Source organism: Streptomyces sp. NPDC085946, assembly GCF_044540485.1.
GTDB lineage: Bacteria > Actinomycetota > Actinomycetes > Streptomycetales > Streptomycetaceae > Streptomyces.
The window spans coordinates 133,645-154,447 of the sequence record NZ_JBITSF010000005.1 but is presented as its reverse complement, the minus strand read 5'-3'; the positions used below and the strand labels follow the sequence as shown (position 1 = coordinate 154,447).

Here is a 20,803-nt window from a genome sequence, read left to right as displayed (position 1 = left end):
CCGGGGGACTCAGCGGGCGATGTCCTCGTAGCCCTCGATCGCGCGCGGGGCGCGGGGGCCCGGGCCGGTGTAGCGGGCCGAGGGGCGGACCAGGCGGCCGGTGCGCTTCTGCTCCAGGATGTGGGCGGACCAGCCGGCCGTGCGGGCGCAGGTGAACATCGAGGTGAACATGTGGGCGGGGACCTCGGCGAAGTCCAGGACGATCGCCGCCCAGAACTCCACGTTGGTGGCCAGGACGCGGTCCGGGCGGCGGGCGTGGAGCTCGGCCAGGGCCGCCTTCTCCAGGGCCTCGGCGACCTCGAAGCGGGGTGCGCCCAGTTCGCGGGCGGTGCGGCGCAGGACGCGGGCGCGGGGGTCCTCGGCGCGGTAGACGCGGTGGCCGAAGCCCATCAGGCGCTCGCCCTTGTCGAGGGTCCGCTTGACGTAGGCCTCGGCGTCCCCGGTGCGTTCTATCTCCTCGATCATGTGCAGGACGCGGGAGGGGGCGCCGCCGTGCAGCGGGCCGGACATGGCGCCGACCGCGCCGGAGAGGGCGGCGGCCACGTCGGCGCCGGTGGAGGCGATGACGCGGGCCGTGAAGGTGGAGGCGTTCATGCCGTGCTCGGCCGCCGAGGTCCAGTAGGCGTCGACCGCCGCGACGTGCTTGGGGTCGGGCTCGCCGCGCCAGCGGATCATGAAGCGTTCGACGACGGACCGGGCCTTGTCGATCTCGCGCTGCGGGACCATGGGCAGGCCCTGCCCGCGGGCGGACTGGGCGACGTAGGACAGGGCCATGACGGCGGCGCGGGCCAGGTCCTCGCGGGCCTGCTCGGCGTCGATGTCGAGGAGCGGTTTCAGGCCCCAGACCGGTGCGAGCATGGCGAGCGCGGACTGGACGTCGACGCGGATGTCGCCGGAGTGCACGGGGATCGGGAAGGGCTCGGCGGGCGGCAGGCCGGGGTTGAAGGCGCCGTCGACGAGCAGGCCCCACACGTTGCCGAAGGAGACCTGGCCGACGAGGTCCTCGATGTCGACGCCCCGGTACCGCAGGGCGCCGCCCTCCTTGTCGGGTTCGGCGATCTCCGTCTCGAACGCGACGACTCCCTCGAGCCCGGGTACGAAGTCGGACATCAGGCGGCTCCTCGTGATGGGTGCGGCGGATGGTGTTGTGGGGGTGGGACCGGCCCCGGCGACGATCGGGCGGGCGACCGGCGGGCGGCATCGTGCCGGTCTGCGGGGGCGGCGGTGCCGTCCTGCGGTTCCGCGGTCGTTGCCGGCGACTCGCGGTCCTGGACGGTCCGGTCCCCCTGTGATGCCCCGTGCGGCGGGTGGTCACCCCCCTCGGCGGCATCAGCACGATATCCCCGGGTGCCGCCGTTGGGGAGGGTTCGCGGCACTGAGTGCCACTCAGTGACGAAGGCCACCGTGCATGCGGCAAGATGACCGGGTGACCGACCGCGACGCCGTCCCCTTCGATCTGGCCTCGATGCGCAAGCAGTACCGGACGGAGGGGCTCTCCGAGTCCGACCTGCCCGCCACTCCCCTGGAGCAGTTCGCGCGCTGGTTCCGGCAGGCCGCGACCGAGGGCGGGATGTTCGAGCCGAACGCGATGGTGGTCTCCACGGCCGACGCCGAGGGCCGGCCCAGTTCGCGCACGGTGCTCCTGAAGCACTTCGACGAGCAGGGGTTCGTGTTCTACACCAACTACGACTCCCGCAAGGCGCGTGACCTGGCCGGGAACCCGTACGTCTCGCTGCTGTTCCCGTGGCATCCGATGGCCCGGCAGGTGATCGTCTCCGGGGTCGCGCGGCGCACCGGGCGGGACGAGACGGCGGCGTACTTCCGCACCCGCCCGCACGGTTCCCAGCTGGGGGCGTGGGCGAGCGCGCAGTCGTCGGTGATCGCCACGCGCGCGGACGTGGATGCGGCGTACGCCGAGCTGGCGGCGCGCTACCCGGAGGGCGAGCAGGTGCCGGTGCCGCCGCACTGGGGCGGTTTCCGGGTGGCGCCGCAGACGGTGGAGTTCTGGCAGGGCCGGGAGAACCGGCTGCACGACCGGTTGCGGTACGTGGAGCAGCCGGACGGGAGCTGGCGGGTGGAGCGGCTCAGTCCGTGACGGGCGCGGGGGCCGGCGGCCGTCCGCCGGTTCCCGTCCGGCGGCGCCGTCAGCGCAGCGCGTCGTCCAGCAGGTCCGCCCACTGGGCGACGACGCGGTCCCGGCGTCCGGCGTCGTCGGTGAGGAGGTTGGCCAGGCCCAGGCCGCGGGCCATGTCCAGCAGGCCCTGCACGGTCTCCCGCACGCCGGGTCGGGACTCGTCGGCCGCCAGGAGCTCCACGGCGATGCGGTGGGTCTCGCGGCCGACGCGGGCCTCCAGTTCGGTGACCCGGGGGCGGAGCTGGTCCTCGTTGGAGGCCGCGACCCACAGGTGGAGGGCGGCGCGGAAGAGGGGGCCGGTGTAGAGGTCGACGAGGGCGGCGACGACGGCCCGGCGGTCACCGGCCGCGCCCTGCGGGAAGAGGGCCCGCAGGGCGGTGGAGCGCTCCTCGGCGACGTACTCGACGGCCGCGGTGAACAGGTCCTCGCGGGTCGGGAAGTGGTGCTGGGCGGCGCCCCGGGAGACGCCGGCGCGTTCGGCGACGACGGAGACCGTGGAGCCCGCCCAGCCGTGTGCGGCGAGGCAGGCCACGGCGGCTTCCAGGAGCCGCTGCCGGGTGGCCCGGCTGCGGTCCTGCTTGGGGAGGCGGTCGACGCGGTCGGCCGCGTTCACAGCACCCATGCGGGATCCCGTCGTTCGAGGAAGGCCGTCATCCCCTCGCGGGCGTCGGCGGAGGCGAAGAGCCGGGCGGACAGTTCGGTCAGTTCGCCCGCCGCCAGGTCGAAGGTCTCCAGCACCTTAGCCGTGAGCAGCCGTTTCGTCTCGGCCAGGGCCCGGGGGGCGGCTCGGCGCAGGCCGTCGAGGACGGGTTCGAGGACGGTGTCGACGTCGTCGCCGGCCGCCGTGAGCAGGCCGGTGCGGACCGCTTCGGCGGCGTCGAAGCGTTCGCCGGTGAGGTAGTGGCGGGCGAGGGCGCGCGGGTCGGTGCGCGGCAGGACCGGCAGGGAGATCACGGCGGGGGCCACGCCGATGCGGACCTCGGTGAAGGCGAAGGTGGCGGTGTGCGAGGCGGCGGCGATGTCGCAGGCGGCGAGCAGGCCGAGGCCGCCGGCGCGGACGTGCCCGGTGACCCGGGCGACGACCGGTTTGCCGAGCGCGACGATCTGCCGGAGCAGGGCGACGAGCGCGTCGGGGGCGGGCGGGTCGCGCAGGTCGGCCCCGGCGCTGAAGGTGGTGCCGGTGTGGGTGAGGACGACGGCGCGGACGGCGTCGTCGCCGTCGCAGTCGTCCAGCGCGTCCGCCAGTTCCGCGACGAGGGCGGCGGACAGGGCGTTGCGGTGGCGGACGGCGTCGAGGCTCAGGGTCTCGACGCCTCGCGCGCGGGTGCGGCCGACGAGGGTCACGCGCCCTCCCTGAGCCGCCGGCGCAGGATCTTGCCGGAGGCGGCGCGGGGGACGCCGTCGACGAAGGTGACGCGGCGGACGCGCTTGTAGGGGGCGGCGCGTTCGGCGACGTACCGCATGACCTCGTGGGCGGAGAGGTCCGGGGCGGTGGGCCGGCGGACGACGTGGGCGTGAGGGATCTCGTTGCCGTCGTCGTCGCGGGCGCCGACGACGGCGGCGTCGGCGATGCCCGGGTGGGTGAGGAGCAGGGCCTCCAGTTCGGCGGGGGCGACCTGGAAGCCCTTGTACTTGATGAGCTCCTTGACGCGGTCGACGAGGAACAGCCAGCCGCCCTCACCGTCGACGCGGCCGACGTCGCCGGTGTGCAGCCAGCCGTCGGGGTCGATCATCGCGGCGGTGGCGTCGGGGCGGCCGAGGTAGCCCTTCATGACCTGGGGGCCGCGGATGAGGATCTCGCCGGACGCGCCGGGGCCGAGGTCCTCGCCGGGGTCGTCGAGGGAGACGATGCGCATCTCGGTGCCGGCGATGAGCCTGCCGACGGTGCCGGGCGGGGCGTCGCGCACGGCGTCCGGGGGGACGACGTGGGTGCCGGGGGACAGTTCGGTCATGCCGTAGGCCTGGACGACGGGCGGCAGGCCGAGGCGCCGCGAGCAGGCGGCGGCGAGGCGGGCGTCCAGGGGGGCGGCGGCGCTGACGACGTACCGCAGCGAGGACAGGTCGTACCGGGTGGCCAGGGGGTGCTTGGCGAGGGCGAGGACGATCGGCGGGGCGACGTACAGGTCGGTGATGCGGTGGGTCTGGACGGCGGCGAGGAACTGCTCCAGGTCGAAGCGGGGCAGCACGACGACGGTGGCGCCCTGCCGCAGGGGCGCGTTCATGAGGGCCGTGAGGCCGTAGATGTGGAAGAACGGCAGGACGGCCAGGACGCGGTCGCCGGGGCCGGCCGGTACGGCGGACCGGAGCTGGGCGAGGTTGGTGGCGATCTGCCGGTGGGTGAGCATCACGCCCTTGGGGGTGCCGGTGGTGCCGGAGGAGTACGGCAGGGCCGCCACGTCCCGCGCCGGGTCGATGTCGACGACCGGTTCGGGGGCGGTGGAGGCGAGCATGTCGGTCAGCGAGCGGTGGCCGGGCGCGCTGTCGCAGACGAGGATCTCCCGTACGCCGCCGGCGAGCCGGGCGGCCCGGCGGGCGGTGTCCAGCAGCGGGGAGACGGTGACGATCCAGCGGGCGGCGGAGTCCGTGAGCTGGGTGGCGAACTCCTCGGCGGTGGCGAGCGGGTGGACGGTGGTGACGGTGGCGCCGGCGCGGGTGGCGGCGTGGAAGGCGAGGGGGAAGGCGACGGTGTTGGGGCTGTGCAGGGCGAGGACGTCGCCCTTGCGCACGCCGGTCTCGGCGAGGGCGGCGGCGACGCGGCGGTGGAAGCGGTCGACCTGTTCGTAGGTGAGGGTGGTGCCGTCCGTGCCGTCGATCAGGGCGGGTGCCGCGCCGAACCCGGCGGCGTGGCCGAGGACGGCGTCGTGGATGGGGAGGTCTACGGGCGGGACGTCTGCGTACTGGCTGCGGAACACGGTTCCTCCTCGCGCGACGGGCACGACGCTGTGCCGTTCAGTACGACTTGGGCAGGCCCAGGCTCTGGTGCGAGACGTAGTTGAGGATCATCTCCCGGCTGACCGGGGCGATACGGGACACCCGTGCCGCGGTGACGAGGGAGGCGAGGCCGAACTCGCGGGTGAGGCCGTTGCCGCCGAGGGTGTGCACGGCTTGGTCGACGGCCTTCACGCAGGCCTCCCCGGCCGCGTACTTGGCCATGTTGGCGGCCTCCCCGGCGCCGGTGTCGTCGCCGGCGTCGTAGAGGCGGGCCGCCTTCTGCATCATCAGGCGGGCGAGTTCGAGCTCGATGTGGGCCTGGGCGAGGGGGTGGGCGATGGCCTGGTGGGCGCCGATGGGGGCGTTCCAGACGGTGCGTTCGCGGGCGTAGGCGACGGCCCGGCCGAGTGCGTGGCGGCCCATCCCGATGGCGAACGCGGCCGTCATGATCCGCTCGGGGTTGAGGCCGGCGAACAGCTGGAGCAGACCGGCGTCCTCGTCGCCCACGAGCGCGTCGGCGGGCAGCCGTACGTCGTCCAGGGTCAGCTCGAACTGCTTCTCCTGCGCGGCGAGTTCCATGTCGATCTTGCGGCGCCCGAAGCCGGGCGCGTCCCGCGGGACGATGAACAGGCAGGGCTTCAGGCGGCCCGTGCGGGCGTCCTCCGTGCGCCCCACGACGAGCGTGGCGTCGGCGATGTCGACGCCGGAGACGAAGACCTTGCGGCCGGTCAGGAGCCAGTCGGCGCCGTCGCGGCGGGCGGTGGTGGTGATGCGGTGGCTGTTGGATCCGGCGTCGGGCTCGGTGATGCCGAAGGCCATGGTGCGGGTGCCGTCGGCGAGGCCGGGGAGCCAGGCGCGCTTCTGGGCGTCGGTGCCGAAGCGGGCGATGACGGTGCCGCAGATCGCCGGGGAGACGATCAGCATGAGCAGGGGGGCGCCCGCCGCGCCGAGTTCCTCGAGGACGAGGGAGAGTTCGGTGATGCCGCCGCCCCCGCCGCCGTACGCCTCCGGCAGGTTGACGCCGAGGTAGCCGAGTCTGCCCGCCTCGGACCAGAGCTCCGCGCGGTCGTGGTCGCGGCCGTGGCGGGTGCCGAGGGCGGAGACGGCTTCTCGCAGGGCCGTGTGCTCTTCGGTGTCCATGGGGGTCCCTTCGGGTGCGGGTGGTCCGTGGCCGGTCGCGCGTTGCCGCGCCCTCAGGTCTCCTCCACCACCGCCAGCAGCGTGCCCGGCTCGACCTGCCGGCCGGGGGCGACGTGCAGGGCGGTCAGGGTGCCGGTGGCGGGGGCGGTGATCCGGTGCTGCATCTTCATCGCCTCCAGCCAGAGCAGGGGCTGTCCGGCCCGTACGGCGGTCCCCTCGGCCAGGCCGTCGGCGACGCGGACGACCGTGCCGGGCATGGGGGCCAGGAGGGAGCCGGGGGCGTGTTCGGGGGCGGGGTCGGGGAAGCGCGGGAGGGCGGTGAGGCGGGTGGAGTTGACGTGGATCTCGTCGCCGTAGCGGGCCACCTCGTAGCGGTGCCGTACGCCGTCCACCTCCAGGACGACGAGGCGGGCGTCGGCGCTCACCACACGGACGCCGTCGGCGGTGAGGCCCTGCCGGGTGTGGTGGTAGCGGACCTCGCGGACCTCGTGGTCCCGGCCGGCCAGGGCGTACCGCTTGACCTGCGGCTGGGAGGGCAGGTTGCGCCAGCCGCCGAAGCGGGAGCGGTCGTGGGCGTCGGCGAGGGCGGCGGCCAGCGGGGCGTGCGGGTCGGGGGCGGGTGCGGTCAGCTCGGGCAGGTGGCGGTCGTAGAAGCCGGTGTCCATGCGGCCGGAGGCGAACTCGGGGTGGCGCAGGGAGCGGACGAGCAGGTCGCGGTTGGTGACCGGGCCGTGGAGCGCGGCCCGCTCCAGGGCCGTGGCGAGCGTGCGGACGGCCTCGGCGCGGGTGGGGGCGTGGGCGACGGCCTTGGCGAGGAGGGGGTCGTAGTGGACGGTGATGTCGTCGCCGTCCGCGAAGCCGGTGTCCAGGCGGATGCCGTCGGGGACGGCGAGGCGGTGCAGGCGGCCGGTCTGCGGGGCCCAGTCCCGGGCGGGGTCCTCGGCGTACAGGCGGGCCTCGACGGCGTGGCCGCGGGCGGGGGGCGGGTCGGCGGGCAGGGCGTGGCCCTCGGCGATCCGGATCTGCTCGGCGACCAGGTCCAGGCCGAACACCTCCTCGGTGACGGGGTGTTCGACCTGGAGCCGGGTGTTCATCTCCAGGAAGTGGGCCTTCTCCCCGGCGACGAGGAACTCGACGGTGCCGGCGCCGGTGTAGGAGACGGCGCGCGCGGCGCGGACGGCCAGGCCGTGCAGCTCGCGGGTGAGCCGGGCGGACAGGCCGGGCGCCGGGGCCTCCTCGATCACCTTCTGGTGGCGCCTCTGCAGGGAGCAGTCCCGGGTGCCGAGCGCCCAGACGGTGCCGTGGGTGTCGGCCAGGACCTGCACCTCGACGTGGCGTCCCCCCTCCACGTACGGCTCGACGAAGACCTCCCCGTCCCCGAAGGCGCTCGCGGCCTCGGCGCGCGCCCCCTCCAGGGCGGCTTCCAGCTCGTCGAGGCGGCGGACGACCCGCATGCCGCGTCCGCCGCCGCCCGCCGCGGCCTTCACCAGGACCGGCAGGTCGGCCTCCGTGACCTCGCGCAGCGGCGCGACGCCCATCAGCTCCTTGGCGCGCGTCTTGGACGCCATCGCCTCGATCGCCTCCGGGGGCGGGCCGATCCAGACCAGGCCGGCGTCCAGGACGGCGCGGGCGAAGGCGGGGTTCTCGGAGAGGAAGCCGTAGCCGGGGTGCACGGCATCCGCGCCGGCCGCGAGGGCCGCCTTCACGACCGCCTCGCCGCGCAGGTAGGTCTCGGCGGGCGCGGCGCCCGGCAGCCGGACCGCGGTGTCGGCCGCGCGCGCGTGCAGGGCGTGCGCGTCGGGGTCGGAGTGCACGGCGACCGTGCGGATGCCGAGCCGCCGGCAGGTGCGGACGACGCGGCAGGCGATCTCGCCCCGGTTGGCGACGAGCACAGAGGTGATCACAGGAAGGTCCCTCACATCCGGAAGACGCCGAAGCCGCCGCGCACGCCCCGGTAGGGCGCGGTGTGGACGGCGGACAGGCACAGGCCGAGGACGGTGCGGGTGTCGCGCGGGTCGATGACGCCGTCGTCGTACAGCCGCCCGGACAGGAACGCCGGCAGCGACTCGGACTCGATCTGCTGCTCCACCATGGCGCGCAGGGCCGCGTCCGCGTCCTCGTCGTAGGGGCGGCCCTTGGCGGCGGCGGACTGGCGGGCGACGAGGGAGAGCACGCCGGCGAGCTGCTGGGGGCCCATGACGGCGGACTTGGCGCTGGGCCAGGCGAACAGGAAGCGCGGGTCGTAGGCCCGGCCGCACATGCCGTAGTGCCCGGCGCCGTAGGAGGCGCCCATGAGGACGGACAGGTGGGGCACCGTGGAGTTGCTGACGGCGTTGATCATCATCGCGCCGTGCTTGATGATGCCGCCCTGCTCGTACTCCTTGCCGACCATGTAGCCGGTGGTGTTGTGCAGGAACAGCAGCGGGATGTCGCGCTGGTTGGCGAGCTGGATGAACTGGGCGGCCTTCTGCGACTCCTCGCTGAACAGCACGCCCCGGGCGTTGGCCAGGATCCCCACCGGATAGCCGTGCAGGGCCGCCCAGCCGGTCACCAGGCTGGTGCCGTACAGCGGTTTGAACGCGTCGAAGTCGGAGGCGTCGACGATCCGGGCGATGACCTCGTGCGGGTCGAAGGGGGTCCGCAGGTCGCCGGGGACGATGCCCAGCAGCTCCTCCGCGTCGTACTTCGGCGGCTCGGCGGGTCCCGGGTCGGGGTGCGCCTTGCGGTGGTTGAGGCGGGCCACGACCCGGCGGGCCTGCCGCAGCGCGTCGTGCTCGTCGACGGCGAAGTGGTCGGCGAGGCCGGACACGCGCGCGTGCATCCCGGCGCCGCCGAGGGACTCGTCGTCGCTCTCCTCGCCGGTGGCCATCCTCACCAGCGGCGGCCCGCCGAGGAACACCTTCGCCCGCTCCTTGACCATGATCACGTGGTCGGACATGCCGGGGACGTAGGCGCCTCCGGCGGTGGAGTTGCCGAAGACGACGGCGACGGTCGGGATGCCGGCCGCCGAGAGCCGGGTGAGGTCCCGGAAGATCGCCCCGCCGGGGACGAAGATCTCCTTCTGGGAGGGCAGGTCCGCGCCCCCGGACTCCACGAGGCTGACGCAGGGCAGCCGGTTGGCGAGCGCGATCTCGTGGGCGCGCAGGGCCTTCTTCAGGCTCCACGGGTTGCTGGCGCCGCCGCGCACGGTCGGGTCGTTGGCGGTGATCAGGCACTCGACGCCCTCGACGGTGCCGATGCCGGTGACAAGGGAGGCGCCGACCGCGTACTCGCTGCCCCAGGCGGCCAGCGGGGACAGCTCCAGGAACGGCGTGTCGGGGTCGAGGAGCAGCTCGATGCGCTCGCGGGCCAGGAGCTTGCCGCGCGCCCGGTGCCGGGCGACGTACTTCTCGCCGCCGCCCGCGAGCGCCTTGGCGTGCTCGGCGTCGAGGTCGGCGAGCTTGGCGAGCATGGCCTCGCGGTGGGCGCGGTGGTCCGGGCTCGCGGTGTCCAGTGAGGAGCCGATGACCGTCACAGAAGGGCCTCCGGGATGTCCAGGCGGCGGGAGCGCAGCCATTCGCCGAGCGCCTTGGCCTGCGGGTCGAAGCGGTGCCGGGCGGCGGCGCCGGCGCCGAGGATGCCCTCGACGACGAAGTTGAGGGCGCGCAGGTTCGGCAGGTCGTGGCGTACGACCCGCAGTCCGGCGGTCTCCGGCAGGAGCCGGCGGAAGGTGTCGGTGGTGAGCGTGTGGGCCAGCCACCGCCAGGCGTCGTCGGTGCGGGCCCACACCCCGACGTTGGCGTTCCCGCCCTTGTCGCCGCTGCGGGCGCCCGCGACCAGGCCGAGCGGGGCGGGGCGGACGGGGCCGGGCGGCAGGGGGTCGGGCAGGGGCGGCGGCGCGACGGGCTCCAGGGCCCGGGCGTGCCGGGCCGGGGCGACGGCGGTCCGGCGTCCGTCGGGGAGGACGGCCACGTGGTCCACGGCCTCCCGGGGGACGTACGCGTCCTCGAACACCCCGTAGGGCGCGCCCTTCCCGGGGGGCGCGAGCACGTGGAAGCCGGGGTAGCTGGCGAGGGCGAGTTCGACGGCGGCGGCGGTGAGCGGCCGTCCGACGGCGTGCTGGTCGGGATCGCGCACCACCAGCCGGAGCAGGGCGCTCGCGGTCTCCTCGGTGGGGGCGTCCGCCCGGTCGGTGCGGACCAGCTCCCACCGCACCTCGGCGGGCGGCGACGGGGCGAGCGCGCCGGCCATCTGCTCGCGCACCAGCGCCGCCTTGGCCTCGACGTCGAGCCCGGTGAGCACGAACACGACCTCGTTGCGGAAGCCGCCGAGCCGGTTGACGCCGACCTTGAGGACGGGCGGCGGTGCCTCGCCGCGCACGCCCTCGATCCGCACCCGGTCGGATCCCTCCTGGGTGAGCCGTACGGTGTCGAGGCGGGCGGTGACGTCGGGTCCGGCGTACCGGGCGCCGGCCGTCTCGTACAGCAGCTGGGCGGTGACCGTGCCGACGTCGACGAAACCGCCGGTGCCGGGGTGCTTGGTGAGGACGCAGGTGCCGTCGGCGTGGATCTCGGCGAACGGGAAGCCGGGCCGGCGGACGTCCCCGTCGCGGAAGAAGGCGTAGTTGCCGCCGGTGGCCTGCGCCCCGCACTCCAGCACGTGCCCGGCGACGACGGCACCCGCGAGACGGTCGTGGTCGTCGGGCCGCCAGCCGAAGTGGGCGGCGGCGGGCCCGGTGACCAGGGCCGCGTCCGTCACCCGCCCGGTGACCACGAGGTCGGCGCCCGCCCGCAGGCAGGCGGCGATCCCGAACCCGCCGAGGTAGGCGTGCGCGGCGAGGCTGCCGGGATGGGAGGCGGTCAGGTCGTCGCCCTCGACGTGCGCGACCCGCACCGGGATGCCGAGCCGCTCCGCCAGCTTCCGTACGGCGTCGGCGAGTCCGGCCGGGTTCAGCCCGCCCGCGTTGGTGACGATCCGCACGCCCCGTTCGTGCGCGAGGCCCAGGCACTCCTCCAACTGCCGCAGGAAGGTGCGGGCGTAGCCGCCGGAGGGGTCCTTCAGGCGGTCCCGGGCGAGGATCAGCATGGTCAGTTCGGCGAGGTAGTCGCCGGTCAGGACGTCCAGGTCGCCGCCGGTGAGCATCTCGCGCAGGGCGTCGAAGCGGTCGCCGTAGAAGCCGGAGGCGTTGCCGACGCGGAGCACGCTCACCGGGCGGCCCCCCGCGCCGGGCGGCCGCCGCCGGGCGGGCCGGCGAAGGCCTGGGCGAGGTCCAGCCAGCGGTCGGCGTCCGGGCCGTCGGCCCGCAGGGCGGTGTCGGCGCGGTGGATCCGCTGGGTGACCAGGAGGCAGAAGTCGAGGGCGGGGCCGGTGACCCGCTGCGGGGCGTCCTCGGGGCCGTACGCCCAGACCGCGCCGGACGGGGCGGTGAGGGTGACGCGGAAGGGGTCGGCGGGGGGCGCGAGTCCGTGGACGACGTGGGCGAAGTCCCGGGTCCGCACCCCCAGCCGGGCCACGTGCCGCAGCCGGTCGGTGGGGGCGGGCACGGCGCCGAGGGCGTCCGCCACGTCCAGGCCGTGCGCCCAGGTCTCCATGAGGCGGGCCGTCGCCGTGGAGGCGGCCGACATGGGCGGGCCGTACCAGGGGAAGCGGGCGCCGGGCGGGGCGGCCCGCAGCGCCTCCTCCAGGGCCGCGCGTCCCTCGCGCCAGCGCGCCAGCAGGGCGGCGGGCGCCAGCCGGGCGCCCTCCTCGGCGCCCTCGTCGACGAAGGAGTCCGGCGCGGCGAGCGCCTTCTCGACCATCACCCGGAAGCCGTCCCCGTCCGTCACCGCGAGCAGCGCCGAGCGGTCGGTCCAGGCCAGGTGGGCGATCTGGTGGGCCACGGTCCAGCCGGGCGCGGGCGTCGCGCGCGCCCACCGGTCCGGGGGCAGTCCGGCCACCAGCCGGTCCAGTTCCTCGCTCTCCTCGCGCAGATCGTCGATCACGGCCGTCGGATCGGACACGGAGCGCTCCCCTCGGGGCACGGCGGTGTGCGGGGCGGTGCGGGGCGGTGCGACGTGGTGAGGAGCATGGCAGCGGGGGAAGAAACAATCAAGCGTGCTTGCATGAATTGGGGCGGGCGGATGCCGGCGGGCGCGTGCGGGGGTACGGGTGCCGGCGGGCGCGGACGCCGCCCGGCACCGAAAAGGGGTGCCAGTACGGCCTCGTACCGGCACCCCGGGGCGTTCGGGTGCTGCGTTGCTGCGGGTGTTACGGGTGGTGCGGGTGTTACGGGTGGTGCGGGTGCCGCACGCGCCGCGGGCGTTCCCGGGCGCGGCCGGCCGGGCCGGGGCGGGAAGTCTCCGGCCCCCTCACCGGCTCAGCCCTTGCGGCGGCGGCTCGCCAGCCAGACCACGACGGCCGCGCCGGCGGCGGCGAGCAGCAGGGTGCGGTTGTCGCGGGCGGCCCGGGCCCCCTGGGCCGTCTTCTGCCGCACCGGCTCGGGCGCCTTCTCCTCCCACAGGTGCCCCGCCTGGACGGCGGTGGCGCGGGCCTGCTCGGCGGCCTGCGCGGCCTTGTCCTTGACCGGTTCGGGCAGCTTCTCCTGCACGCGGGCCGCGGCCTCGGTGACCTTCGTCCTCAGCTCGTCGGCCTTGGCCGCGGCCTGCTCCTTCAGCTCCCGGGCCTTCACGGCGGCCTGTTCGCGCACCTCGGCCGCCTTCTCCTGGGCCTGGGCCTTGACGTCGGCCTTCTCCGCGAGGGCCTCGACCGTCTGCCCGAGGTTCTGGCGGGTCTGCTCGACCTGCTCGCGCAGCTCCTCCGGGGTCGGGGCGCTCTGCTCGTCCTGGCTCGGCTTGCTCATCGGTGGGCGCTCTCCTTGATCTCTGCCACGTCTGCCTTCACGCTCTCGACCGTCCGCTCCGGCACCGGCGGTGCCGCCTGACTGACCTGCTTCTTCCCCGACATCGCCATGACAGCGGCGATCACCCCCAGGACGGCGGTGACGATCAGCGCGGCGGCCCACACGGGCAGCGGCACGGCGAGGGCCGCGATGGCGGTGGCGACCAGTGCCTGCAGCATCAGGAAGCCGACCAGTCCGGCGCCGCCGAACAGGCCGCCGCCCTTCCCGTAGCGCTTGCCCTTCTCCTTCATCTCCGCCTGCGCCAGCCTCAGTTCGCCGCGCACCAGCTCGGTCAGCTGCTGCGAGGCCCGCTGCACCAGCTCGCCCACCGGCTCCTGGCCGGCGTGGTCCGTACGGTGCGCTGACGTGGTGGTTGGCGGCTGCGTACTCGACACGACGATCACCTCCCGTCCGTTGGTCCCTGCCGGGTGCCGTGGAGTCACGGTCCCGTGATGAGCGCGAGTACCCCGAACGGCCGGATTAGCGCCCGGCCGTCACCGGGGCGTCGCGGCCGCGGCGGCGCTACGGCAGGTGCCGCAGCAGCAGGCGCGGGGCGCGGCGGGCGAGCCAGGCCCCGGCCAGCCCGATGACGGCGCCGGCGGCCACGTCGGAGGGGTAGTGGGCGCCGCTCTGGACGCGCTCGGTGGCCACCATGACGGCCGGTACGGCGCACGCGGCACCCGCCAGGGGCCAGGTCGCCGCGACCGCGGCGGTGAAGGCGACGGCGGCCGCGGTGTGTCCGGAGGGGAAGGAGGACGAGTCCGGCCGGTCGTCGACCTCGTCGTGGGGGAACCAGTCCTTGGGGGGCCGCTGCCGGCCGACGAGCTGCTTGGCCACGCCGTTGGAGACGAGCTGCGCGAGGGTGAGCGCCGTCAGGCCCGCGGCGGCGGCCGTGCGGCCGCGCCACCCGCCGGCCGTGGCCATCACCGCGGCGGCGCCGCACCACAGTTTCGAGCTCTCCGCCACCTCCTCCACGGCCGACAGCACGCGGCCGGCCTCGGCGGGGATACGGGTGGCCGCCTGTCGTGTCAGGCGGTGATCGGTCCGGCGCAACTGGGCGGGCATCTCCATGGATTGCCGTTATCCCGAACCGGGCGCCTCACACCACGGGATCACCGGCGGACCGGCCGGGCGCCTCCGGCCGCACGGGCGCGCGCGGCGGCGTCACGGGGAGCCGGCCGCCGCCTTCGGCCGCCCCACCTGGGTCCGTACGGCCCCCATGCTCGCGGCGATGACCAGGGCGATCGCGGCGGCCTGCGGGGCGGACAGGGCCTGGCCGAGGACGAGGAAGCCGGCCGTCGCCGCGAGGGCCGGTTCGAGGCTCATCAGGACGGCGAAGGTGGAGGCGGGCAGGCGGCGCAGGGCGAGCAGTTCGAGGGTGTAGGGCAGCACGGAGGAGAGGACCGCGACGGCGGCGCCGAGGGCGAGGGTCGTCGGGTCGGCGAGCCGCGCGCCCGACTCGGCGATGCCCAGGGGCAGGAAGAGCAGGGCGGCGGCGGTCATGGCGAGGGCGAGCCCGTCGGCCTGCGGGAAGCGGCGGCCCGTACGGGCGCTGAAGACGATGTACGCCGCCCACATGGCGCCCGCTCCCAGGGCGAAGGCGGCCCCCGCGGGGTCGAGGCCCGCGAAGTCGCCGCCGCCCAGCAGGAACACGCCCGCGAGGGCGAGCCCGGCCCAGACGAGGTTGACCGCGCGGCGGGAGGCCAGGACGGACAGCGCCAGCGGGCCGAGCACCTCCAGGGTGACGGCCGGGCCGAGCGGGATGCGCGCGACGGCCTGGTAGAACAGGCCGTTCATCGCGGCCATGGCGACGCCGAAGACGAGGACCGTGCCCCAGTCGCTCCGCGTGTGGCCGCGCACCCGGGGCCGGCAGACGACGAGCAGGACGACCGCGGCCACCAGCAGCCGCAGCGTGACCACGCCGAGGGCGCCGGCGCGCGGCATGAGGGTCACGGCCAGGGCGCCGCCGAACTGGACCGAGACGCCTCCGGCGAGGACCAGGCCGACGGGCCCCAGCGCGCCCCGGCGGCGCGGCGCCCCGGCCGGTGCGGGCGCGGGGCCGGTGTGCGGCGCCGACGGGGTGGCGCCCGGGGCGGACGGGGTGACGGGGCTGGGGGTGGTCACAGGGCCTTCCAGGGAGTTCGGCTCGGAACACGAACGTTCATCGCGATGCACTGCCGAGTCCAGGGTAGTGGACTTCGTCAGGGGCGTGAAGCGTGCATGTGCCTGTCCCGCCCGGGCCCGTCCCGCTCAGCGCCGCGCCAGGTACAGCCCGAGCGCCCGGTGCAGCAGCCGGTTCAGCGGGAACTCCCACTCCCCCAGGTACTCGACGGCCTCCCCGCCCGTGCCCGCCTTGAACCGGAGCAGGCCCACCAGGGGGTCCGACTCCTCCACGGTGCCGGTGATGCCCCGCAGGTCGTAGACGGCGGCGCCCTCGGCGTGGGCGTCGGCGATCATGTGCCACTGCAGGGCGTTGGCGGGCCGCACCTCGCGCCCGCGGGCAGCGGAGGCGCCGTAGGTGTACCAGACGTGGTCGCCGACGGTCAGCAGGGTGGCGGCGGCGAGGACGTCGCCGTCGTGGTGGGCGAGGTAGAGCCGCATGCGGTCGGGGTGCTCGGCGGTGAGCGCGGCGAACATGCGCTGGAAGTAGGACAGCGGGCGGGGGACGAAGCGGTCCCGCTCGGCCGTCTCGGTGTACAGCTCGTGGAAGACCGGCAGGTCCTCCGGGCCGCCGCGGACGACCTTCACCCCGGCCTGCTCGGCCTTCCTGACATTGCGCCGCCACTGCTGGCTGAGGCCGGCGTGGACGTCCTCCAGGGACCGTCCGGCCAGCGGCACCTGGAAGACGTACCGGGGCTGGCCGGCGGCGAAGCCCGTCTCTCCGCCGGACGCGGCCGGCCGCCAGCCGGAGCCGCGCAGCCGGTCGGCGAGGGAGGCCGCGTCCCGGTCGTACGCGGTCGGTTCGACGTCGGCCAGGCAGCCGGCGGCCGGGTCGGCGACCGCCGCCTTCACCGTCTCGGCGTTCCAGCGGCGCACCGCGACGGGCGGCCCCATCCGGACGCAGAAGGCACCCTGCCGCCTCAGGTGCGCGAGCATCGGCTCCAGCCAGGCGTCGAGGGCGCCGTCGTGCCAGTCGATCAGCGGGCCCTCGGGCAGGTAGGCGAGGCACCGCTTCAGCCCGGGCAGGGGGCGCAGCAGGGCCAGCCCCGCGCCGGCGAGGCGGCCGTCCTCGTCGAACCAGCCCAGGCTCTCCGCCCGCCAGTCCGGTTTCACCTCGCCCCAGGACGGCAGTTGCAGCGGGCTGGCGGACGGGCGGCCGGCGGCGAACGCCAGGTGTTCGTCGCGGCTGACGGGCTGGACGCGGAGGGCCATGCGCGGGCTCCTTCAGAGGGGAGGTTTCTCCCATATTGAGGTCTTTCGCCGCATGACGCTCTGTCGGGAGCGGGCGGACGGCTCCCCGCCCCGGGCCGGTCAGGTGCCCTCGCGGCCCTCCCCCAGCCCGTCCGCCAGCACCTCCGCCAGGTGCCGTGCGCGCACCCCCGCCAGCTGCTCCAGCTGCGTCCGGCAGGAGAAGCCGTCCGCCAGGACCACCGTGCCCTCCGGCGACTCCCGCACCGAGGGCAGCACCTGCTCCTCGGCGCAGGCCCGCGACACCTCGTAGTGGCCCCGCTCGAAGCCGAAGTTGCCCGCGAGGCCGCAGCAGCCGCCGCTCAGCTCGCCGTCCAGGCCCGCGGCGGCGCGCAGCCGGCGGTCGGCGGCGTCGCCGAGGACCGCGTGCTGGTGGCAGTGGGTCTGGCCGGCCACCGGGCGGTCCACGCGGGGCGGCCGCCAGTGGGGCGCGTGGCGCTCCAGCGTCTCCGCGAAGGTCAGGACCCGGGCGGCGAGGCGGGCCGCGCGCGGGTCGTCGTGCAGCAGCTCGGGCAGGTCGGTGCGCAGGGCGGCGGCGCAGCTCGGCTCCAGGACGACGACCGGCACGTCCGCGTCGAGCACCGGCGCCATCAGGTCCAGCGTGCGGCGCATGACCGCGCGGGCCCGGTCCAGCTGGCCCGTCGACACGTACGTCAGCCCGCAGCAGACGCGGGCGCGGCGCGCGCCGAGCAGGGCGGTCGCCGCCCGGGTCCGGCCGTCCCCGACGGGGCGCCCGCGCATCCGCAGCGTGGGCGGCAGCGCGACCCGCAGCCCCGCCGCCTCCAGCACCCGTACGGCCGCCCGCCCCACCGAGGGGGACAGGTGCTCGGTGAAGGTGTCGGGCCACAGGACGACCAGGGTGCCGCCGTCGCCCGGCCGGGGCCGCCGCCCGCGCCACCAGCCGGTGAAGGTCCGCGCCGGCAGCCGCGGCAGGTCCCGCTGCGCCGCGATCCCGCCCAGCCGTTTCGCCGCCCGCGCGAGCGGCCCCACCGAGGCCAGCGCGTTGGCCAGGGCCGCCGTGCGGGTGCGCGCCACCCAGCCCAGCCACTCCGGCAGCCGGCCCATCGCGTAGTGGGCGGCGGGACGGCGGCGGCCCGCGTAGTGGTGGTGGAGGAACTCCGCCTTGTAGGTGGCCATGTCGACACCGACCGGGCAGTCCGACCGGCAGCCCTTGCAGGACAGGCACAGGTCCAGCGCGTCCCGCACCTCGGTCGAGCGCCAGCCGCCGGTCACCAGCTCGCCCGCCAGCATCTCGTGCAGCAGGCGGGCCCGCCCCCGCGTGGAGTGCCGCTCCTCGCCGGTGACCCGGAAGGACGGGCACATCACGGCGGGCCCGGACACCGACTCCGTACGGCACTTGGCGACGCCCACGCAGCGCCGCACCGCCGCCGGGAAGTCGCCGCCGTCGGACGGGTAGCCGAAGGCCACGTCGACGGGACGGCGCGGCAGGACCGCGAAGCGCAGGCCGGCGTCGAGCGGGGCGGGCCGCACCAGCACACCGGGGTTGAGCAGGTCGTCCGGGTCCCAGACGCCCTTCACCCGCTCGAAGAGGGCGACCATGTCCGGGCCGTACATCTTCGGCAGCAGCTCCGCCCGCGCCTGCCCGTCGCCGTGCTCCCCGGACAGGGAGCCGCCGTGCGCCACGACCAGCTCGGCGAGTTCCTCGGAGAACCGCCGGAACCGGGCGATCCCCGGCGGCGTCAGCAGGTCGAAGTCGATGCGGACGTGGATGCAGCCGTCCCCGAAGTGCCCGTAGGGCGCGCCCCGCAGGCCGTGCGCGGCCAGCAGGGCGCGGAACTCCCGCAGGTAGGCGCCGAGCCGGGCGGGCGGCACCGCGCAGTCCTCCCAGCCGGGCCAGGCCTCGCTGCCGTCCGGCATCCGGGTCGCCGTGCCGGCGGCGTCCTCCCGGATCCGCCACAGGGCCCGCTGCCCGGCGGGGTCCGTCACCACCCGGGCGTCCACCGCGTCGGCGGCCCGCACGATCGCCCCGGCCCGCGCGCGTGCCTCCGCCGCCGTCTCCCCGCCGGTCTCCACGAACAGCCAGGCCCCGCCGCGCGGCAGCCGGGCCGCCGACGGCACCAGGTCCGCGGCCATGCCCTCCACGGTCAGCGGGCGGTACGGCAGCAGCCCGGCCGCGGCCTCCGCCGCCGCGTTCTCGTCGGCGTACCCCAGCACGGCCAGCGCCCGCGCCCGGGGCGCCTCGACCAGGTCGAGGACCGCCTCCGTCAGCACGGCGAGCGTGCCCTCCGAACCACAGAGCGAACGGGCGACGTCGGCGCCGTTCTCGGGCAGCAGGGCGTCCACCGGGTACCCGGAGATGCGGCGGGGCAGCTGCGGGAACCCGGTCCGCAGCCGCGCCAGCTCGCCCTCGGCCAGCGCCCGCAGGCCCTCCGGCGCCCCGGTCCACCCCCGGCCCGGCCGCAGCCGCTCGCCGCGCGCGGTGACCACCGACAGCTCCCGCACGCTGTCCGCGGTCGTGCCCCACGCCACCGAGTGCGCGCCGCAGGAGTTGTTGCCGATCATCCCGCCGAGCGTGCACCGGCTGTGCGTGGCGGGGTCCGGCCCGAAGCGCAGCCCGTGCGGGGCGGCGGCCTCCTGGAGCCGGTCCAGGACCAGGCCCGGCTGGACGACGGCCGTCCGCGTCCCGGGGTCCAGCGACACGAGCCGGTCCATGTGCCGCGTGAAGTCCAGCACCACGCCCGTGCCGGTCGCCTGGCCCGCGATCGACGTCCCGCCGCCCCGCGGCACGACCGGCACGCCGTGCGCCCGGCACACCTCCAGCACGGCCGCCACGTCGTCGGCGTCCCGCGGCGCCACGACCCCCACCGGCACCCGCCGGTAGTTGGAGGCGTCCATGGTGACCAGCGCCCGCGAGGCGGCGTCGAACCCCACCTCGCCCCGCACGGCCCCGCGCAGTTCCGCCTCCAGGGCCCTGACATCCGCCCGGCCCGCCCGACCCGTCAGATCCGTCATGGCTCCAGGATGCCCGCGGTCCGCCGCGGCCACGGGTCCGTGCCGGCCCGCGTCGCGGCGGGGCGGGACACGGCCCGGGCGCGCCCCCGCGGCACGGCCGGGCTCGCCCCCGCGACACCGTCTCACCCGACGGACGACGTTTCGCCCAGGTTTCCCGGAACGGCTACGCTCCCACCGTGGCCGAGATCCAGATTCCCGCTGACATCAAGCCCGCCGACGGACGCTTCGGTGCGGGTCCCTCCAAGGTGCGGACGGAGGCGCTGGACGCCCTCGCCGCCACCGGTGCGTCCCTCCTGGGCACCTCCCACCGCCAGGCCCCCGTCAAGAACCTGGTCGGTCAGGTGCGCGAGGGCATCCGCGAGCTGTTCCAGCTTCCCGACGGCTACGAGGTGATCCTCGGCAACGGCGGCTCCACCGCGTTCTGGGACGTCGCGACGCACGGCCTGATCGAGAACAAGTCGCAGCACCTCAGCTTCGGCGAGTTCTCCTCCAAGTTCGCCAAGGCCGCCAAGCTCGCCCCCTGGCTCGCCGAGCCCACCGTGATCACCGCCGACCCGGGCACGCACCCCGAGCCCGAGGCCGAGGCGGGCACGGACGTCTACGCGTTCACCCACAACGAGACCTCCACCGGTGTGGCCATGCCCATCGCGCGGGTCGCGGGCGCGGACGCCGGCTCGCTGGTCCTGGTGGACGCCACCTCCGGCGCCGGCGGCCTGCCCGTCGACATCGCCGAGACCGACGTCTACTACTTCGCCCCGCAGAAGTCCTTCGCCTCCGACGGCGGCCTGTGGATCGGCGTCTTCTCCCCGGCCGCGATCGAGCGCGCCGAGCGGATCCACGCCTCCGGCCGGCACGTCCCGGAGTTCTTCTCACTGCCGACGGCGATCGACAACTCCCGCAAGAACCAGACGTACAACACCCCGGCCCTCGCCACCCTCTTCCTGCTCAACCAGCAGCTGGAGTGGATCAACGGCCAGGGCGGCCTGGACTGGGCGGTGCGCCGCACGGCCACCTCGGCGCGCACGCTGTACGGCTGGGCGGAGGACGTGAAGTTCGCCAACCCGTTCGTCGCCGACCCGGCCAAGCGCTCCGCGGTCATCGGCACGATCGACTTCACCGACGAGGTCGACGCCGCCGCCGTCGCCAAGGTGCTGCGCGCCAACGGCATCGTCGACACCGAGCCCTACCGCAAGCTCGGCCGCAACCAGCTGCGCGTCGCGATGTTCCCGGCGATCGACCCGGCGGACGTCGAGGCGCTGACGAAGTGCATCGACTACGTGATCGAGAAGCTCTGACCGCTCCGTACGACGACCAGGGGCGCCCGGCGGCAACAGCCGGGCGCCCCTGGCGCGTTCACCGGG

Annotated in this window: 17 protein-coding genes; 2 read left to right on the top strand and 15 right to left on the bottom strand. The window is 75.6% G+C overall.

What is annotated here, in order from left to right:
• Positions 1-9: 9 nt before the first annotated feature.
• Positions 10-1,110: a citrate synthase 2 gene (locus ACIF8T_RS12950; RefSeq protein WP_400034216.1), complete on the bottom strand. Its 1,101-nt coding sequence runs from the start codon at positions 1,108-1,110 to the stop codon at positions 10-12.
• Between the two features lie 298 nt (positions 1,111-1,408).
• On the opposite strand from ACIF8T_RS12950, the gene pdxH reads away from it, so the two are divergent.
• The gene (gene pdxH / locus ACIF8T_RS12945) at positions 1,409-2,095 is read left to right on the top strand and encodes a pyridoxamine 5'-phosphate oxidase (protein ID WP_400034214.1); all 687 of its coding nucleotides are present in this window, start codon (positions 1,409-1,411) and stop codon (positions 2,093-2,095) included.
• Positions 2,096-2,144: 49 nt separating this feature from the next.
• Here pdxH and ACIF8T_RS12940 read toward each other — a convergent pair whose 3' ends face one another.
• The 14 genes from ACIF8T_RS12940 to ACIF8T_RS12875 all read right to left on the bottom strand — a co-directional run bounded on the left by ACIF8T_RS12940 (position 2,145) and on the right by ACIF8T_RS12875 (position 19,442).
• Positions 2,145-2,756 (bottom strand): TetR/AcrR family transcriptional regulator, encoded by a 612-nt coding sequence (locus ACIF8T_RS12940; protein WP_400034212.1) that lies wholly within the window; start codon positions 2,754-2,756, stop codon positions 2,145-2,147.
• Positions 2,744-3,478 (bottom strand): enoyl-CoA hydratase family protein, encoded by a 735-nt coding sequence (locus ACIF8T_RS12935; protein WP_400034210.1) that lies wholly within the window; start codon positions 3,476-3,478, stop codon positions 2,744-2,746. The genes ACIF8T_RS12940 and ACIF8T_RS12935 overlap by 13 nt, the downstream gene beginning before the upstream one ends.
• Positions 3,475-5,046 carry a 4-coumarate--CoA ligase family protein gene (locus ACIF8T_RS12930; protein ID WP_400034208.1) on the bottom strand — a complete coding sequence of 524 codons (1,572 nt, stop codon included), beginning with the start codon at positions 5,044-5,046 and terminating at the stop codon, positions 3,475-3,477. Before ACIF8T_RS12930 ends, ACIF8T_RS12935 begins: the two co-directional genes overlap by 4 nt.
• 37 nt (positions 5,047-5,083) lie before the next feature.
• Positions 5,084-6,205, bottom strand: a complete 1,122-nt coding sequence (locus ACIF8T_RS12925) for an acyl-CoA dehydrogenase family protein (protein WP_400034206.1) — start codon at positions 6,203-6,205, stop codon at positions 5,084-5,086.
• A 53-nt stretch (positions 6,206-6,258) separates the two neighbouring features.
• Complete coding sequence (locus ACIF8T_RS12920) at positions 6,259-8,109, bottom strand: acetyl/propionyl/methylcrotonyl-CoA carboxylase subunit alpha (RefSeq protein ID WP_400034204.1); 1,851 nt, start codon at positions 8,107-8,109, stop codon at positions 6,259-6,261.
• 11 nt (positions 8,110-8,120) lie between these two features.
• Positions 8,121-9,761 carry an acyl-CoA carboxylase subunit beta gene (locus ACIF8T_RS12915; protein WP_400034202.1) on the bottom strand — a complete coding sequence of 547 codons (1,641 nt, stop codon included), beginning with the start codon at positions 9,759-9,761 and terminating at the stop codon, positions 8,121-8,123.
• On the bottom strand, positions 9,716-11,392 hold the full coding sequence (locus tag ACIF8T_RS12910; RefSeq protein ID WP_400034200.1) for an acyclic terpene utilization AtuA family protein: 1,677 nt from the start codon (positions 11,390-11,392) through the stop codon (positions 9,716-9,718). The genes ACIF8T_RS12915 and ACIF8T_RS12910 overlap by 46 nt, the downstream gene beginning before the upstream one ends.
• A complete protein-coding gene (locus tag ACIF8T_RS12905; protein ID WP_400034198.1) occupies positions 11,389-12,183 on the bottom strand; it encodes a TIGR03084 family metal-binding protein in 795 nt (264 codons plus the stop codon). Before ACIF8T_RS12905 ends, ACIF8T_RS12910 begins: the two co-directional genes overlap by 4 nt.
• A 356-nt stretch (positions 12,184-12,539) precedes the next feature.
• Positions 12,540-13,022, bottom strand: a complete 483-nt coding sequence (locus ACIF8T_RS12900) for a DUF3618 domain-containing protein (protein WP_400034196.1) — start codon at positions 13,020-13,022, stop codon at positions 12,540-12,542.
• Positions 13,019-13,390 carry a phage holin family protein gene (locus ACIF8T_RS12895; RefSeq protein WP_400034713.1) on the bottom strand — a complete coding sequence of 124 codons (372 nt, stop codon included), beginning with the start codon at positions 13,388-13,390 and terminating at the stop codon, positions 13,019-13,021. Before ACIF8T_RS12895 ends, ACIF8T_RS12900 begins: the two co-directional genes overlap by 4 nt.
• Positions 13,391-13,583: 193 nt before the next feature.
• Positions 13,584-14,132, bottom strand: coding sequence for a phosphatase PAP2 family protein (locus tag ACIF8T_RS12890; protein ID WP_400034194.1), 549 nt, complete (start codon positions 14,130-14,132; stop codon positions 13,584-13,586).
• 93 nt (positions 14,133-14,225) lie between these two features.
• The gene (locus ACIF8T_RS12885) at positions 14,226-15,185 is read right to left on the bottom strand and encodes an EamA family transporter (protein ID WP_400034192.1); all 960 of its coding nucleotides are present in this window, start codon (positions 15,183-15,185) and stop codon (positions 14,226-14,228) included.
• Between the two features lie 126 nt (positions 15,186-15,311).
• Positions 15,312-16,433, bottom strand: coding sequence for a lipid II:glycine glycyltransferase FemX (locus tag ACIF8T_RS12880; protein WP_400034190.1), 1,122 nt, complete (start codon positions 16,431-16,433; stop codon positions 15,312-15,314).
• A gap of 99 nt (positions 16,434-16,532) precedes the next feature.
• Entirely contained in the window at positions 16,533-19,442 is a 2,910-nt protein-coding gene (locus tag ACIF8T_RS12875; protein WP_400034188.1) for an FAD-binding and (Fe-S)-binding domain-containing protein, read from the bottom strand.
• Between the two features lie 176 nt (positions 19,443-19,618).
• Here ACIF8T_RS12875 and serC point away from each other — a divergent pair, with 176 nt between their 5' ends.
• Positions 19,619-20,737 carry a phosphoserine transaminase gene (gene serC, locus ACIF8T_RS12870; protein WP_400034186.1) on the top strand — a complete coding sequence of 373 codons (1,119 nt, stop codon included), beginning with the start codon at positions 19,619-19,621 and terminating at the stop codon, positions 20,735-20,737.
• Positions 20,738-20,803: the final 66 nt, after the last annotated feature.